16 protein-coding genes are annotated in these 15,846 nt (G+C 73.8%); 6 read left to right on the forward strand and 10 right to left on the reverse strand.

Annotation, left to right across the window (positions count from 1 at the left end; translation table 11 throughout):
- Position 1 precedes the first annotated feature (1 nt).
- Complete coding sequence (locus BX286_RS03290; RefSeq protein ID WP_185117142.1) at positions 2-883, reverse strand: alkaline phosphatase family protein; 882 nt, start codon at positions 881-883, stop codon at positions 2-4.
- 269 nt (positions 884-1,152) lie between these two features.
- Here BX286_RS03290 and BX286_RS03295 point away from each other — a divergent pair, with 269 nt between their 5' ends.
- Positions 1,153-2,607, forward strand: a complete 1,455-nt coding sequence (locus BX286_RS03295; protein WP_121014482.1) for an esterase family protein — start codon at positions 1,153-1,155, stop codon at positions 2,605-2,607.
- Here the strand turns inward: BX286_RS03295 and BX286_RS03300 are convergent.
- Entirely contained in the window at positions 2,585-4,039 is a 1,455-nt protein-coding gene (locus BX286_RS03300) for a carboxylesterase/lipase family protein (protein WP_079430996.1), read from the reverse strand. The genes BX286_RS03295 and BX286_RS03300 overlap by 23 nt on opposite strands.
- A 144-nt stretch (positions 4,040-4,183) precedes the next feature.
- Here BX286_RS03300 and BX286_RS03305 point away from each other — a divergent pair, with 144 nt between their 5' ends.
- Together BX286_RS03305 and BX286_RS03310 are read left to right on the forward strand one after the other, a co-directional pair.
- Positions 4,184-4,507 carry a hypothetical protein gene (locus tag BX286_RS03305; RefSeq protein WP_079430995.1) on the forward strand — a complete coding sequence of 108 codons (324 nt, stop codon included), beginning with the start codon at positions 4,184-4,186 and terminating at the stop codon, positions 4,505-4,507.
- 94 nt (positions 4,508-4,601) lie between these two features.
- Positions 4,602-4,889, forward strand: coding sequence for a chaplin (locus BX286_RS03310; RefSeq protein WP_079430994.1), 288 nt, complete (start codon positions 4,602-4,604; stop codon positions 4,887-4,889).
- Positions 4,890-5,014: 125 nt separating this feature from the next.
- On the opposite strand, the gene BX286_RS03315 is transcribed toward BX286_RS03310, so the two are convergent.
- The 5 genes from BX286_RS03315 to BX286_RS03335 all read right to left on the reverse strand — a co-directional run bounded on the left by BX286_RS03315 (position 5,015) and on the right by BX286_RS03335 (position 9,777).
- A complete protein-coding gene (locus BX286_RS03315) occupies positions 5,015-5,878 on the reverse strand; it encodes a tyrosinase family protein (protein WP_079430993.1) in 864 nt (287 codons plus the stop codon).
- 28 nt (positions 5,879-5,906) lie between these two features.
- A complete protein-coding gene (locus tag BX286_RS03320) occupies positions 5,907-6,275 on the reverse strand; it encodes a tyrosinase cofactor (RefSeq protein WP_237293195.1) in 369 nt (122 codons plus the stop codon).
- A gap of 183 nt (positions 6,276-6,458) precedes the next feature.
- A complete protein-coding gene (locus BX286_RS03325) occupies positions 6,459-7,607 on the reverse strand; it encodes an acyl-CoA dehydrogenase family protein (protein ID WP_100862249.1) in 1,149 nt (382 codons plus the stop codon).
- Complete coding sequence (locus tag BX286_RS03330; RefSeq protein ID WP_079430991.1) at positions 7,604-8,794, reverse strand: acyl-CoA dehydrogenase family protein; 1,191 nt, start codon at positions 8,792-8,794, stop codon at positions 7,604-7,606. The genes BX286_RS03325 and BX286_RS03330 overlap by 4 nt, the downstream gene beginning before the upstream one ends.
- The gene (locus BX286_RS03335; protein WP_079430990.1) at positions 8,791-9,777 is read right to left on the reverse strand and encodes an NADPH:quinone oxidoreductase family protein; all 987 of its coding nucleotides are present in this window, start codon (positions 9,775-9,777) and stop codon (positions 8,791-8,793) included. The genes BX286_RS03330 and BX286_RS03335 overlap by 4 nt, the downstream gene beginning before the upstream one ends.
- A 242-nt stretch (positions 9,778-10,019) precedes the next feature.
- Here BX286_RS03335 and BX286_RS36370 point away from each other — a divergent pair, with 242 nt between their 5' ends.
- The 3 genes from BX286_RS36370 to BX286_RS03345 all read left to right on the forward strand — a co-directional run bounded on the left by BX286_RS36370 (position 10,020) and on the right by BX286_RS03345 (position 12,795).
- Positions 10,020-11,153: a hypothetical protein gene (locus BX286_RS36370; protein WP_100862250.1), complete on the forward strand. Its 1,134-nt coding sequence runs from the start codon at positions 10,020-10,022 to the stop codon at positions 11,151-11,153.
- A 53-nt stretch (positions 11,154-11,206) separates the two neighbouring features.
- Complete coding sequence (locus BX286_RS03340; RefSeq protein ID WP_079430988.1) at positions 11,207-12,106, forward strand: SDR family oxidoreductase; 900 nt, start codon at positions 11,207-11,209, stop codon at positions 12,104-12,106.
- 68 nt (positions 12,107-12,174) lie between these two features.
- On the forward strand, positions 12,175-12,795 hold the full coding sequence (locus BX286_RS03345; protein WP_121014483.1) for an SMI1/KNR4 family protein: 621 nt from the start codon (positions 12,175-12,177) through the stop codon (positions 12,793-12,795).
- Here the strand turns inward: BX286_RS03345 and BX286_RS03350 are convergent.
- The 3 genes from BX286_RS03350 to BX286_RS03360 all read right to left on the reverse strand — a co-directional run bounded on the left by BX286_RS03350 (position 12,792) and on the right by BX286_RS03360 (position 15,799).
- A complete protein-coding gene (locus BX286_RS03350) occupies positions 12,792-13,625 on the reverse strand; it encodes an enoyl-CoA hydratase/isomerase family protein (protein WP_121014484.1) in 834 nt (277 codons plus the stop codon). The two genes, BX286_RS03345 and BX286_RS03350, sit on opposite strands and share 4 nt — an antisense overlap.
- Before the next feature lie 64 nt (positions 13,626-13,689).
- Entirely contained in the window at positions 13,690-14,454 is a 765-nt protein-coding gene (locus BX286_RS03355) for a PIG-L deacetylase family protein (RefSeq protein ID WP_100862253.1), read from the reverse strand.
- 34 nt (positions 14,455-14,488) lie between these two features.
- On the reverse strand, positions 14,489-15,799 hold the full coding sequence (locus tag BX286_RS03360) for an alpha/beta fold hydrolase (protein WP_121014485.1): 1,311 nt from the start codon (positions 15,797-15,799) through the stop codon (positions 14,489-14,491).
- Positions 15,800-15,846 lie beyond the last annotated feature (47 nt).

Raw genomic sequence — 15,846 nt, forward strand, 5'->3', positions numbered from 1 at the left:
GTCAGGAAGCCCAGATCCCCGTGATGTCCTTGGCGGTGGCGGCGTTCCCGGCGTGGGTGGTCAGCCCGGCCAGGCCCTCCAGGGTCCGCAGCATGTCGTAGTGGTTGTAGGTGGTGGCCGAGGTGGATCCCGGGGTCACGGGCTGGCCGTAGAGCACGGTCGGGATCTGGTTGCCGGCGAGCCGGTTGTCCTCGTCGAAGGTGACGACGAGGAGGCTGTTGTGGGTCGTGGCCCAGTCCGCGTAGGCCTTGAGGTTGTTCTTGAGCCAGGTGTCGCCGGTGCCGACGGAGCAGTCGTGCATGTCGCTGCAGAGGTTCGGGACGACGAAGGACACCTTGGGCAGGGTGGTGAAGTCCGTCGGGAACTGGGTCATCGTCTTCGCGGTGCTGGTGGGCACGTTGGAGAAGGCGAACCAGGGGTTGTGCTTGCGGGCGTACTTGCCGCTGGAGCAGGTGGTGGAGCCCTGGCTGGGCAGGGTCTCGTTGTAGCTGCCCCAGCTCTTGCCGGCGGCTATCAGCTCGGAGGCCAGGTTGGGCGCGGAGCTGAAGCCGGGGGTGTAACAGCTGTCGTCCGTGACGCCCTGGTTGGAGCCCGAGAAGAGCTGCATGTAGTTGGGCTGGCTGGGGTGGGTGATGCCGAAGGACTGGGTGAGGTTGGCGCCCCCGGCCTTGAGGGAGTTGATGTAGGGGGCGCTGGAGCTGCCGATGACCTGGTTGTAGGCGTGGTTCTCGAAGACCACGACGACGGTGTGGTCGGGGGCGGGCAGGCCCGCGGCGTGCGCGGGCTGGGCGGCCCCGACGCCGGCCCAGAGGGCGGCGCCGGCGGCGGTGATGCCGAAGGCGGTGGCGAGGGCGGTCCTGCGGCGAGGCCGTGAAATGGTCATGCCAAACACGGGATGTACCTCCGGGCACATGGGGGAAGTCTTGGGGGTGGCGGCGCGGACGCACCATACCCAGGGCCATGTGCATGGGCCAGGGACGTGCGGGTAACAGCAGGGGAACTCCGTGCGCCCTCCAGACGATGGGCAACACCCCGCCCCTCGGACCGTCAAGAAAAGGAAAAATAGGGAACCCCGAGGCACTATCGTTCATCATTCGAACGGAAGCAGTCCTCCCCACGACGGGGCCAGCAACAGCCGGAGAGCCACCGCACATGTCGTACTCACCCGACGGCCAGTACCAGCCGCCGTACAGGCCGGAAGGTCAGAACCCGCCGCCGCGCCCGCCCTACGGCCAGCAGCAGGGGCGGCCGCAGCCCACCCCCCAGGGCGGCCGGCAGCAGCCGCCCTACGGCCGGCCCCCGCAGGGCGGACAGCCCTACGGCGGCGGCCCCGGCTACGGCGGCCCCCAGCAGGGCCGGCCGCAGCAGGGCGGGCGCCCGCCGTACGGGCAGGACCAGTACGGGCAGGACCAGTACGGGTACGACGCGCCGACGCAGGTCCAGCCCCGTTTCGAGCAGCAGCAGTACGAGCAGCAGCGCTACGAGCAGCAGCAGTACGACCAGTACGAGCCTCCCTACGGGGAGGAGCCGCCGCGCCGCAAGTCCAGGGCGAAGAAGTGGATCATCGCGGGCGTCAGCGTGCTGGCCCTCGCCGGCATCGGCGCCGGCGTGATGGCGTACTTCGACATACCGCCGTTCACCGACAAGGGCGAGGCCGTGTCCTTCGGCAAGCCCGGCGGCGGCCAGACGGCGGGCAAGCAGGCGCCGAACTCCAAGGCGCTCATGCCGACGAACCCGACGGCGCAGTTCAAGAACGCCTCGACCCTGCCGGACGGCACCCACGTGGCGGTCACGGAGCTGGACGGCAAGAAGTCCGGGTTCAAGGGGAAGGTGTGGGTCTGGGCTCCGAAGGAGTACAACGACCCCAAGTTCGCCAAGAGCGGCTTCCCGGTCATGATCGCCCTGCCCGGCGGTGCCGGCTACCCGATCAACTACTGGATGGGCACGGACCTCAAGCTCCAGGCCAGCATCAGCAAGTGGTACAGCGAGGGCAAGAGCAAGCCCTTCCTCCTGGCCATGCCCGTACTCAACCCCGAGAACCACGACCAGGACCCCAAGGACCCGCAATCGGGCACCTACTGGGACGGCAGCGACATCCCCGGCCAGCCGAAGATGGACACCTGGCTGACCGAGGACGTCCCGGGCCTGATGAAGGAGAACTTCCGCACGGTCAAGTCGCGTGACGGCTGGGCCTTCATGGGCTCCTCCACCGGCGGCTTCGCGAGCCTGAAGGCCGTGCTGAAGTACCCGGACAAGTTCAAGGCCGCGATCGCCTCCGGCCCGGACATCGTCCCGGACTCCCCACTGTGGAAGGGCCACGACAAGGAGAAGAACGAGAACAACCCCAACCTGCTCTCGAAGGCGCTCATCGAGAAGAAGGGCGCGCCGGACGTCTACCTGGCCTTCCAGGTCGGTGACAGCGAGAGCAACAAGGACACCCTGCCGAACGTGCAGAAATACATCGCCACGTACGGCAACAAGGGGCCCATCCACACCAGCCTGAGAGTCATCCCGGGCGGCAAGCACAACGCCGCGACCTACGTGCCCAATATGGGTGAGGGACCGATCGAGTTCATCAGCAAGGTCATGGAAGGACCAGTGGAGTAACAGCCTCCGCACGCACTGCCTCCGGCTCCGGCCCGTCGAACACCTTCGGCGGGCCGTTGCCGTTCCACGGGGCCCAGCCGGGGTCCCCGGTGGTGGCGAAGCGGACCCAGGCCCCGTGCATCTCGTCCGCGAGGGCCTGGGGCGCGTCCGGCCCGGCCAGCCAGGAGGACTCCGGCAGGCCGAGGGTGTCGAAGACGAAGCCCAGCTCCAGCGCGTGGCAGGCCCCGAGACCGGGTACGCCGCTGGGCCAGCGGAACTCGTAGAGGTGGCTGGGGGCCGGCCGCCGGGCCCCGGCGATCCGGCGCAGGGGGTCGCGCAGCAGCCGGTCGGTGACCAGGTGTCCGGCGAGGTCGGCCGGAGAGGCGTCCGGCAGCGCGGCGCGCAGCGCCCGTACGGCGGCCCGGTCCTTGCCGCCGCGCAGCCTGCCGTACGCCACGGCCAGCGGGCCGAGCCGGTCCAGCAGCCGCCCCCCGCCGGTCGGGGCGAGCCACAGCCGGTGCTCCTGGGCGGTCCAGCCCATCAGCAGCGGTACGGCGGAGGCCGCGGCGGCCTCCAGCGGGTCGGCCGGGAGCGTGTCCGGGTCGGCGACCAGCCCGAAGGCGGGGCCGCCCAGCACCGGGGAGGAGCGGCGCAGCGCCGCCGCCTGGGCGGAGAGCAGCGCGGGCAGCCCCACCCCCTCGAAGGCCCGGGCGGTGGCGGGTACCCGCAGCCGCGCGGCCATCCGCCGCACCATGGTGCGGACCTGGTCGCGCGGAAGCACCTCGGGGGCCCCGCTCTGCAGGACCGCCCGGGCGAAGAGGCCCGCGGCGCGGGGGGCTGCGAGCAGGGCGCCGATGCTGATGGCGCCGGCGGACTCCCCGAAGACGGTGACGCGGCCGGGGTCCCCGCCGAAGGCGGCGATGTTGTCCCGGACCCATTCCAGGGCGGCGATCTGGTCGAGGAGGCCCCGGTTGGCGGGGGCGTCGGGGAAGAGCCCGTAGCCGAGCACCCCGAGCCGGAAGTTGAACGAGACCAGCACGACCCCGTCGCGGGCGAAGGCGGAGCCGTCGTAGACGGGGACGGCGGCCGATCCCCGGGTGTGCGCGCCCCCGTGGATCCAGACCATCACCGGCAGGCGGGCCCCGGGTGCCGGGTCCGGGGTCCAGACGTTGAGGGTGAGGCAGTCCTCGCCGGGGATCTCCGGGTCGGACAGCAGGGCGGCGAAGGCCGGCGGGTAGGGCACCTTGGGCGCCGTCGGCCCGAACGCCCCCGCGTCGCGCACGCCGTCCCAGGCGTCCGGGGGCCGCGGGGCGGCGAAGCGGAGGGGGCCGGTGGGCGGGGCGGCGTAGGGGACACCCCGGAAGACGGCGGTGCCGCCGGCCTCCCAGCGGCCCTCCACGACGCCGTGCCCGGTGCCGGCCCGGGGCCGGTGGACGCCGCCCGCTGTGCTCATCCGCGCTCTCCTCGGTCGGCCCCGGTCTCCGCCCGGGCTTCGCTAAGGCCCGGTTCCGCTTCCGGGCGTTGCGAGCACGGTCGCACAACCGTCCGGAGGGTGACAAGGAGTGACCGGCTCCCGGGCGCGCCGGGTTGGACCGGCATGCGAGCGAACCTCATCCCCCCTGCCGCGGCCGCCTTGGCCCTGGGCGCCCTGCTGTCGGCGGCGGCCGGCCCGGCGCAGGCCGCCGGACCCGGCTTCCAGTACGTCGGCCAGGACGACCGCGTCCACGGCGTGACCTCCCCGAAGGGCTGCGTGGAGGCGGCGGGCGGCGGTGGCCGCGCGGTCACGAACCGGACGCCGCTCACCGCGTCCCTGTACCGCGAACCGCACTGCAAGGGCCCGGTGGTGGCGGTTATGCGGCCGGATGCGGTCAGTCCGGTCCAGCCCTCCTTCGCCTCTGTCCGTTTTTCTCTCCCCGAGTAGCCCCCTCGACCGTGACCACTCGGCCCTCGCCGCGTTGTATGCCATGTCAAATGCCGCAGAGGATGCGGCGCCCACATCTCACGAGGAGATCTTGATGTCGCGTATCGCGAAGGCATTCGCCATCACCGCCGTCGCCGGTAGCACCGTGGCCGCCGGCGCCGGTCTGGCCGTCGCCGATGCCGGAGCGCAGGGTGCGGCGGTCGGCTCCCCGGGTGTCCTGTCGGGCAACGTCGTTCAGGTTCCGGTTCACATCCCGGTCAACGTGTGCGGCAACACCGTCAACGTGATCGCCCTGCTGAACCCGGCCTTCGGCAACACCTGCGTCAACGCCTCGGGCGGCGGCAGCCACCACCACACCGAGGGCGGCAGCTACGGCGAGTGATCGCCTCCCCCGCCTGACCGGCTGAGAGGCCCCCGCCCTGTGGCGGGGGCCTTTTCGCGTGCGGCCTTTCTCCGGACGAAGACCCCTCACGCCTGGGAAGACCTCTGAAGCCCGAGGGGCCGCGGTCACTCGTAGCGGTAGACGCCCCCGTGGCCCAGCATCTCGCGCGGGGTGACGTCCCACGGGGGCATCGGCTCGTCCAGGGAGATCACCCGGCCGCGCTGGAGGTCGCCGAGCTCCAGGGGGGCGGCCGGCAGGTAGCCGGAGCCGGGGTGGCGCTGCTGCCAGCGGTCCCAGATCAGGTCGATGAAGGCGTGGTGCAGCCAGAACGCGGGGTCGTTCGGGGAGGTCGCGCCCGTCATGTGGCCGCCGATCCACTGGTGGACCTTGTTGTGGTTGCGCCAGCGCTCGCTCTTCGGGGCGGCCCAGCCCTCCAGCTTGTTGCGGAAGCTCCCGCCTTCGGTGGTGGAGTTCCAGGGCGAGGAGTCGTAGACCGGGTCGTCGATCGCCCACTGGAGTTCGGCGGCCGTCGGCAGGGAGACGGGATTGCCCGGCCGGCCGAGGTTGCGGGTGAGGAACGGGGCCTCGCTGACCCCCTCGGTGATCGTCCAGTTCCCGTGCCGGTGGGCGAAGGGGCCGGTCATCACCTGGAGGTCGCCCTCCCGGCCCGTGCCGCCGAGGAAGTCCTCGGCCCACAGGGAGGAAACGGGGCTGGAGTCGGCGGTCCAGTCCCAGTACGGGATGGAGACCTGGGGATCCACGGCCCTCAGCCGCTTCTCGAACTCCAGCAGGTAGCTGCGGTGCCAGGGGAAGAACGACGGGGACATGTGCCCCACCCGCCGCTTGGTGTCCCGGTCGGGCACGAAGTAGGTGCCGTGGGTGCGCACGAACTCGTCGTAGGTGCCGTTGCGCTTGAGTTCCAGCAGCGCGGACGTGAACCGCTTCTTCTGCGCGCTGGTGAGGTGCTTCTGGTTCTGCCGGGTGTACACCGCGGGGGTTCTCCTGGTTCCCGGCCGGTCAGCCGTGGTGCGGGGCGGCCAAGGCCAGCTGGGTGGTGCCGAGTTCGTCGACGGCGGCGCGGGCCGCTTCCAGGGGGGTGTCGTAGGACTGGAAGTGGTTGACCGCGCTGAGGTAGCTGCCGTCGGCCCGGCGCATCACGTGCAGGGGACGGCCGTCGATGCGGACCGCCGCCGAGGCCGGGTCGACGCTGATGTGCCGGCCCCGGTAGGTCTCCTCGGTGAGCGGGGCGGGGCCGAGCGTCTGCCGGGGGCGGCGGGCGCGCAGCACGGGGGCCAGCGCGGCGGCGGTGCCGGCGAGCGCGGCCGCGCCGAACACCGAACGGAGGAAGGCGCGGCGGGTGCGGGTGGCGCTCGCGCTGGCGTGCATGGGTCTCCCTCGCTCGGTGGTCCGCGTACGAGGGTCTAACGCGAAGTGGCGGGGGGAGGTCACCTGTGCGGACGGTTCCGCTGCGCGGGGCATGGTCCCCGACCCGCCCTTCACCCGTTCTCCGGGGCTCCGCCCCGGCCCCCGTTGCGCTCAAACGCCGCGCGGGCTGGACGACCCCTTCGGCTACGGAGCCGGGAGCTCGGCGAAGTCGGCCACCAGGCCCCGGTGGTGGCCTGCGGTGCCGAGGGCCAGGGAGTCGGCCTTGGCCCGTTTGAGGTAGAGGTGGGCGGGGTGTTCCCAGGTCATGCCGATGCCCCCGTGCAACTGCACGCACTCCTCGGCCGCGCGGACCGCGACCCCGGAGCAGTGGGCCTGGGCGACGGCCACCGTGAGCGGGGCGTCGGGGGCGGCCGTGGCGAGGGCGTCGGCGGCGGCGCGGGCGGCCGCGCGGGCGGAGGCCACGTCCAGCCACAGCTGGGCCAGGCGGTGCTTGAGGGCCTGGAAGGAGCCGACGGGGCGGTTGAACTGGTGGCGGCCGCGCAGGTACGCGACGGTCTCGGTGAGGCACCACTCGGCGAGCCCGAGCTGCTCCGAGGCGAGCAGACCCGCCCCGGACAGCAGGGCCCCGGCGACGGCCGCCCGCGCGGTGGCGGGGTCGGCGAGGCGGGTTCCGGCGGCGGCCTCCAGGGTGACGGTGGCCAGCGGGCGGGTCAGGTCGAGCGGGACCACCGGGTGCAGGACCGCGCGGTCGGCGGGGACCGCGTGCAGCCCGGTGTCGGCGAGGACCAGCAGGACGTCGGCGGCCACGGCGTCGGCGACCGAGGTGACGGTGCCGCTGAGCACCCCACCCCCGGCATCGTGCAGCGGCGCCGGCAGGGGTGCGCCGGGGGCCAGGGTCAGGGGCAGGGCGGGGACGCAGACGAGGCGCCCGGCCGCGAGCTCCCGTACCAGGTCCGCCGCTTCGGGGCCGTCGCAGGCACAGGCGAGCAGGATCTCCGTGGCGAGGACGGAGCCGGTCAGGTACGGGACGGGCGCCACGGCCCGGCCCAGCTCCTCCAGGACCACGGCGGCCTCACGGTGTCCGGCGCCCGCCCCGCCCAGCTTCTCGGGGACGAGCAGTCCGGCGGCGCCGATCCCGGCGGCCAGGGTGTGCCACAGCTGCGGGTCGTGGGGGCGGCCGGTCTCCGCGCGGGCCAGGACCGCGGCGGGCTCGCAGCAGTCGGCGAGCAGGGAGCGTACGGCCGCGCGGAGTTCGTCCTCGGTGCCGGAGTAGAGCAGGTCGATGGGTGCGCGGGGGGCCGGGTGGCCCGGCCGCGGCGGGAGTGCGGTCATCGGGCGAGGTCCTTCCAGGGGGTGTCCTTGTCGTCGCGCGGTTCGGCGGGCAGTCCGAGGACGCGTTCGGCGACGATGTTGAGAAGGATCTCGCTGGTGCCGCCCTCGATGCTGTTGCCCTTGGCGCGCAGGTAGCGGTATCCGGCGTCGCGGCCGGTGAAGTCGACGGTCTCGGGGCGGCGCATCGTCCAGTCCTCGTACACCAGGCCCTCCTCCCCGAGGAGTTCCACCTCCAGGCCGCTGATCTCCTGGTTGAGGCGGGCGAAGGTGAGCTTCATCCCGCTGCCCTCCGGGCCCGGCTGGCCGGCGGCGAGCTGCTGGCGCAGCCGTTCGCCGGTGAGGCGGGCCACCTCGGCCTCCACCCACAGTCCGAGCAGCCGCTGGTGGAGGGCGTGGGTGCGCAGGCCTGGGCGTTCGCGCCAGGCCGCGGCGACGGGGGCGATCATGCCGCCCTCGCGCGGGAGGCGCATGCCGCCGATGGAGACGCGTTCGTTCATCAGGGTGGTGCGGGCGACGGCCCAGCCCTCGCCGACGGCGCCGAGGCGGTGGGCGTCGGGGATGCGGACGCCGGTGAGAAAGACCTCGTTGAACTCGGCCTCCCCGGTGATCTGGCGCAGCGGGCGGACCTCGACGCCGGGGGCGTGCATGTCGCACAGGAAGTAGGTGATGCCCCGGTGTTTGGGGACGGTGGGGTCGGTGCGGGCGATCAGGATGGCCCAGCGGGCGGTGTGGGCGCTGGAGGTCCATACCTTCTGGCCGTCGACCACCCATTCCCCCGCCTCCTCGTCGAGGACGGCGCGGGTGCCGAGGGCGGCGAGGTCGGAGCCCGCCCCGGGTTCGCTGAAGAGCTGGCACCAGACCTCCTCCCCCAGCCACAGGGGGCGCAGGAAGCGGTGCTTCTGCTCCTCGGTGCCGTAGGCGAGGATCGTGGGCGCGGCCATGCCCAGGCCGATGCCGATCCGGCGCGGGTCGTTGTCGGGGGCTCCGGCGGCCTCCAGTTCGCCGTCGACGACGGCCTGGAGGGTGCGGGGCGCGCCGAGCCCGCCGAGGCCCTGGGGGTAGTGGACCCAGGCGAGTCCGGCGTCGAAGCGGGCGCGCAGGAAGTCGGCGGGGGCGGTGGCGCCGGGCGGGTGGGCGGCGAGCAGGTCCCGGGTGCGGGCGAGCAGGTCCGCGGCGTCGAGGGTCATCGGGCGCCGCCGTCCGGGAGGGACGGTACGACGACCAGCCGGCCGGTGGTGGTGCCGTCGGCGACGCGCTGCACGGCGTCGGCGGCCCCGGCGAGCGGGATCCGTTCGCTGACCAGGGGTTTGATCGCGCCCTGGTCGGCGAGGCGGGTGAGTTCGGTGTGGCAGGCGAGGACGGCGGCGGGGTCCTTGGCCGCGTACAGCCCCCAGTGCAGGCCGAGGATGGCGTAGTTCTTCACCAGGGCGTGGTTGAGGGCGGGGGCGGGGACGCTGCCGCCGGCGAAGCCGACGACCACGATGCGGCCCTCGAAGGCCACGCACTTGGCGGAGGCGGCGTAGGCGTCGCCGCCGACGGGGTCGTAGACGACGTCCGCGCCGCGTCCGCCGGTGAACTCCTTGACCCGGGCCGCGATCCCGGCGGCTTCCTCGCCCGTGCGGTCGAGGACCAGGTCGCAGCCGAGCTCCTCGGCGGTGCGGGCCTTGGCCTTGCCGCCGACGACCCCGATGACGGTGGCCCCGGCGGCCTTGCCGAGCTGGACGGCGGCGCTGCCGACCCCGCCGGCGGCGGCGTGCACGAGGAGGGTCTCGCCGCTCCGGATGCGGGCCCTGCGGTGCAGGCCGAACCAGCCGGTCTGGTAGCCGATGTGCAGGGCGGCGGCCTCGGCGTCGTCGAGGGAGCCGGGGGCGGGGAGCAGGGCGCGCGCGGGGGCGGTGACGTATTCGGCGAACCCGCCGTGGGGCAGGCTCGGGTTGGCGAGGACCCGCCGGCCGTCCTCGGTCTCGCCGCACACCTCGACGCCGGGGGTGAAGGGCAGCGGGGGCCGGATCTGGTACTGGCCCCGGGCGAGGAGGGCGTCGGGGAAGTTGACGTTGGCGGCGAGCACCCTGAGTCTGACCTCGCCCTCGCCGGGTACCGGGTCGGGGACCTCCTCGAGGCGCATGGCCTCGCGGGGTTCGCCGGTCGTGTGTACTCGCCATGCCTGCATCCGGGGCCTCCAGCCGCCGTCGAGGAACCACGCTCGGCGGCATACTAAGCGGTCGCTTGACACCTTGGGAACCCTCGGCGGGCGGGGCGGACCGGGCGGGTGGGCCCGCCCCCGCCGGGACCGGAAGACCGTTCCGCTCATCGAACGCACGAACCACGAGTGAACGGGAGTCCCGGGAGATAGCATCAACAGGCCCCATTCAAGGGGCATATGACGCATCGGCACACCGGGGGAAGACAACGATGGCCGGCACACGCACCAGCACAGGCACCCGCCGCACCGCCGCGGCGGCGACCGCCGCCCTCGTCCTGGCGGGACTCGTCACCGCCGCCGGACCCGCCGCCGCGGCTCCCGCCTGCACGCCCCGGATCCAGGTCCTCGGCTCGATCGGGTCCGGCGGCTACCAGGTGGGCAACCGGCAGACCGAGATGGTCCTCGGCCTCGGCGCCGGCAACCTCTCCGTCGGCCGCTCCGGCGGCAAGCCGGTCTACTGGACCGGCACCCGGCTCCACAAGGTCCCTATGCCCGACGCCGCCCTCTCGGGTGCGGTGCTCGCCGTGAACCAGGGCGGGCTGATGGTGGGCGCCGTCTACGGCGCCGAAGGCTACCTCTTCACCTTCCGGGCCGGCGACGCCGCGGTCACCCGGCTGCCCGGGAGCGACTTCCAGTCCGACGACGCCGACGTCAACGACGCCGGGTACGTCGTCTCGCGCAATCGGAGCGGTGCGGGCGTGGTGTGGAAGGACGGTCGGAAGGTCCGCGACCTGCCCGTGCCCGCGGGCGCCGCCCCCGGCACCAGGATCGACCTGGTCACCGGCATCAACACCCAGGGCGACGTCCTCGGCATGGCCCGCGAGGACTACGAGGTCCCGGAGACCGGCGAGCACCGCGAGGGGACCTTCCCGGTGCTCTGGCCCGCCGACGGCGGACCCGCCGAGGCCCTGGCCCCCACCGGACACGACAGCTACGTACAGGACCTCGACGAGAGCGGCCGCATCGTCGGCTACGACTGGAGCGGCATGGCGTACCGGTACACGCCGGCGGTCTGGACGCCGCCCCACACCGGGCCCGCCTTCTTCCCCGGCACGCTGAAGACCCACCCGTACGGCACCTTCGAGGCGATCAGCCCGACGACCGGCGTGAGCGTGGGCACCGCCAGGTTCCACCCGGACGAGCAGACCCTCCCCGACCAGGCGCAGCTGTGGCCGGGCACGGGTCCCGTGCTGGCGCTGCCCCGGCTGGCCGCGAACCAGGCCGGCGCCGCCGCGTCGGCCGCCGACGACGGCCGGGTCGGCGGCGCGGCCGTCAACGCCGCCGGCATGCTGAAGCCGGTGATCTGGACCTGCGCCGCGCAGCAGGCGTACCTGCCCGAGTAGCCGGCGGCCGCGCGGGCCTGGTCATCCGAGGGCCCACGCGCTATCGATGCCCCATGACGGACGAGACCAGGCGCGGGCTGCCCGCGCCCCCGCCGCTCGGCGCGAGCGCCCTGCCCCCCGGTACGTACGGGGGCCGGGTGGTCCTCGTGACGGGCGGCGGCACCGGGCTGGGCAAGGCCATCGCCGCCGAGTTCGCACGGCTCGGCGCCGATGTGGTGATCGCCGGCCGCCGCGCCGAGCAGCTGGCGGCGGCCCGGGAGGAGCTTGCGGCGGTACCCGGTGCGGGCCGGACGGCGGCCGCCGTCTGCGACATCCGCGACCCCGAAAGGGTCGCGGAGGTCTTCGACGCGGCCGAGGCGGCGCTCGGGCCGCCGGACGTCCTGGTCAACAACGCCGCGGCCAACTTCCCCTGCCCCGCCGAGGACCTCTCCCCCAACGCCTGGCGGGCGGTGGTGGACACCACCCTCACCGGCACCTGGTTCATGACCCGCGAGTTCGGCCGGCGCCACCTCGCCGCGGGCGCCCCCGGCGCGATCGTCAGCATCGGCGCCTCGTACGCGTGGACCGGTGGCCCCGGCTTCGCACACAGCGCCGCGGCGAAGGCCGGGGTGAAGAACCTGGTCGAGACCCTTGCCGTGGAGTGGGGCCCGTACGGGATCCGGATCAACGGCCTCGTGCCGGGGCTGTTCCCGCACACCGACATGACCCGGGACATCCGGGGCGGGCTGGAACGGGCCGCGCCGCAGGGCCGGGACGGCCTGCAGCCCGCGCTCAGGGTGGGGGCGCCGCGCGAACTCGGCTGGGCGGCCACCTTCCTGGCCTCCCCCTACGCCGCCTTCATCACCGGCCACACCCTGGTGGTCGACGGGGCGAACTGGCAACGGCGGTCCCTGGTCCAGCCGGAGGTGGTACCGGTGCGCGAGCAGCTGGGGCGGGGCCCCTTCACCCTGTGAACGGGCGGCGGGACGGACCCGGCCCCCTGCGCGGGGCGTTGTCAGTGGCGTGGGGCAGCATCGGGAGCATGAAGATCCACGACTGGAAACCCTTCCTGCGCACCTGGAGCGCCGAGCGCGACGCCGCCCGGCAGGCCGAGGACCCCTCGGAGCCGCCGCTCGGCCGGCTGGGCTTCGATCCGGCCCCGCCGGAGCGGATCGCCGCGCTCGAGGCCCGGCTCGGGGCCCCGCTGCCCCCCTCCTACCGCTCGTTCCTGGAGGTCACCGACGGGTGGCGGTGGGCCGGGGAGTTCGTGGAACTGCTCGCGTCGGCGGCGGAGGTGGGCCTGCTGCGGGAGATGACGCCCTCCGTCCACCAGGACCTCACCCTGTGGGAACAGGAGGACCTGGACGAGGAGGAGGACGAGGAGGAGGACGAAGACGAGGCAGAAGGCGAAAAAGCGGACGGGGACGGGGACGAGGAGTACGGGAGCGCGAGGTGGAACCGGGCCGTCCAGATCTCCCTCTGGGGGGACCAGACCTGGCTGCTCCTCGACCCCGGTGACATCGGCGCCGACGGCGAGTGGGCGGCGTACCGGTACTCCGCCTGGAGCGGCTGCGGACCCGTGCGCCACGACTCGTTCGCCGACCTGATGCGGGCCGAGTACGAGGGCTTCCGCGCCCTGCGCATACCGGGGGCCGCTTCCTAGACACCGCCGAAGTGCGGGGGCCGGCGGGCGGCCTGGGCGGAGTAGCCCTCGCGGGCGTCCTCGGAGGTCAGGGTGAGGGCGGCGGTCATCGCGACGCGGTCGAGGGCCGGCGCCAGGGCGGCGTCGGCGTAGGCGTCGACCGCGCGCTTGATCCCCTGGACGGCGAGCGGGGCGTTCGCCGCGATCTCCGCCGCCAGGGCGCGGGCAGCCGTGTCCAGCTCGGCCGGGGGCACCACCAGCTGGACGAGGCCCAGCCGCTCGGCGGTCGCGGCGTCGATCCGCCGGCCGGTCAGCGCCAGCAGCTTGGCCCAGCCCGCGCCCGCCTCCCGGGCGATGCGCAGGTCCCCGCCGGCGTCCACCGCCACCCCCAGCCGCGCCTCGGGCAGCGCGAAGACCGCGTCGTCGGCGGCCACCCGGATGTCCGCCATCAGGGCCAGTTCGAAGCCGAAGCCGAGGCAGTAGCCCTGGACGGCCGCGACGACGGGCTGCGGGAGGCGGGAGAGGACCGCGAAGCGCTCGTGGACCCAGCGGATGCCCTCGTAGTAGTTACGGGTCCGCTGGGCGGCGGAGTCGCCCGCGATGGCTCCGCCGGGGGCGCTCACGTCGATGCCGGCGCAGAAGGCCCGGCCCTCCGCCCGCAGCAGGACCGCGCGCACCTCCGGGTCGAAGCGGATCCGGTCGGCGAGGAGGCCCAGCTGGCGGGTGGACTCCCAGCTCCAGCCGTTGAGCTTGCCGGGGCGGCAGAGGGTCAGGAGCGCCAGCCCGTCCTCGACCTCCAGCCGAAGGCGCTCCTCACCCTCCCCGAAGTCCGTGCTGATCGTGTCGATCACCTGAACCACCCCCGGACCGAGCAGAGCTGACGGCTCGTCAGGTTAGGCGGGGGTGGTTACCGGGTCAACGGGGGAAGACCTCGAAAGCGACCGCCGGGGTGCCGCCGAAGCGGGCCGCCGCCTGCTGGACGTTACCGGTCAGGAAGTCCCGGACGTACTCCTGCGGGTCCTGGTCGGTCAGCGCGGCGATGTAGGCCTTGTGTTCCAGCAGGGAGTGCACGGCGCGCTCCAGCCCGGGTCCGGCCTCGACCGCGTGCGTGGGGGTGGTGGTGCCCGACACCGCGACCCAGCGCACTCCGTCCCAGGGCTCCAGGCCCTGCTCGGAGATGAGCTCGGGGAAGATCCATCGGTTGCCCGCGTCGCCTGCGGCGTCCAGGACGGCCCGGCCGACGGCCTTGTGGTCGGGGCTGTTCCAGTTCCCGCCGCCGTCCGCTCCACCCCAGGTGTCCCGGTGGTTGAGGGTGATCACCAGCTCGGGGCGGTGGCGCCGGATGGCGGCGGCGATGTCCCGCCGCAGGGCCGGGCCGTACTCGATGACGCCGTCGCGGTGGTCGAGGAACTCCACCGTCGAGACCCCGACGACGGCCGCGCTGGCGCGCTGTTCGGCCTCGCGCAGCGCGCCGCACTCGTCCGGCGCGACCCCGTCGATCCCGGCCTCGCCGCGGGTGGCGAGCACGTAGGCGACCTCGCGGCCGCCGTCCGTCCAGTGGGCGATGGCCGCCGCGCAGCCGTACTCCAGGTCGTCGGGGTGGGCGACCACCGCGAGCGCGCGCTTCCATTCGGTGGGCATCGGCTGCAAGGGCGCCTGCTGATCAGCTTGTTCGGTCATGCGTCGCACAATAGGCGAAGGGACCGTCGTCCTCTCAGTCCTCCAGGAGGGTGAGCAGGCGGTCCAGCACCCGCGGGCCGCCCGCGCGGACGCCGTCGTGTTCGTACTCGTCCGTCACCCAGGTGCGCAGGCCGCGGATCGTGCGGGCCGTGCGCAGGGAGTGGTCGGTGTCGACGTACATGTCGTCGTGGTAGACGGCCGCCGCCACGGGGACCTCGTTGGCGGCCAGGCGCGCCGGATCGTAGAGGGGCTGCCAGCCGGTGCGGGCCGCCAGGAGTTCGGCGGTGTCGCGCAGGGGGGCCAAGGCGGGGTCCACGGTGAAGTGCCAGGGGTGGATGGTCTCGCCGGTGAACAGGAGGGGGTCCGTGCCCCCGAGGGTCTTCGCGGCGTCGAAGCGCGGGTGGGCGGCGCGGACCCGTTCGGCGGCCCAGCCGGTGGGGGTGGCCGGATCCTGGGCGTAGATGGCCTCGTGGAGGAGGGCGTAGAGCGGGTGGCCGGCGAAGGAGAGGTGGGAGCGGACCGCTTCGAGGAAGGCGTCCGAGAGCGCCGGGCCGGACGGGGTGGTGACGAAGGCGTCCTCGAGGAGGTAGTGGAGCTGGTGGCTGCCGTCGCCGGTGCCCAGGAGCAGGCCGAGGGACTGGAAGGCCTCGGCGGTGAGCCGGTAGCCGCCCGGGAGTTCGGCGGGCCGCTCGGCGAGGTGGGCGGCGATGCGCCGGGCGCGTTCCACGTCCATCGGGTAGCGGGCGTAGTGGGCGAGGTTCTTGCGCTCGACGCGGGGGTAGGCGGCCTCGTACACCTGGGTCGCGGTGGCGTCGAGGGAGGGCAGGCCGCCGGTGATCAGGGCGGCGGTGAGTCCGTCGGGGGCGGTGGAGAGGTAGTGGGTGGTGCAGAACCCGCCGAAGCTCTGGCCGAGTACGGTCCAGGGGGCGCCGCCGGTCAGGGCGAGGCGGATGTGCTCGGCGTCGCGGACGATGGAGTCGGCGCGGAAGTGGGCGAGGTACGCGGACTGCTGCTCCGGGGTGCCGCGCAGGGGCAGGGTCTGCCGGCCGGCGGGGGTGGAGCGGCCGGTGCCGCGCTGGTCGAGGAGCAGGACGCGGTAGTCGGCGAGGGCCCGTTCCAGCCAGGCCTGCCGTCCGGTGAAGCGCCGGGCCCCGAAACCGGGGCCGCCCTCCAGGTAGAGCAGCCAGGGCAGCCGCTCGGGGTCCTTGCCGGTGGCCACGGCCTCGCGCGCGTAGAGCTCGATCCGCTCCCCGTCGGGGCGGGAGTGGTCGAGCGGCACGGTGAAGTGGTGGTCGGTCAGGACGACACCGGGCTGGCGGTAGCTGTGGCTGCGCTGGCGGGTCACGGACGGCCCCTGGGGTCTGGGTGCGGGCCCCGCCCCGGCCCCGGCCG

Source organism: Streptomyces sp. 3211.6 (assembly GCF_003634815.1).
Taxonomy (GTDB): domain Bacteria; phylum Actinomycetota; class Actinomycetes; order Streptomycetales; family Streptomycetaceae; genus Streptomyces; species Streptomyces katrae_A.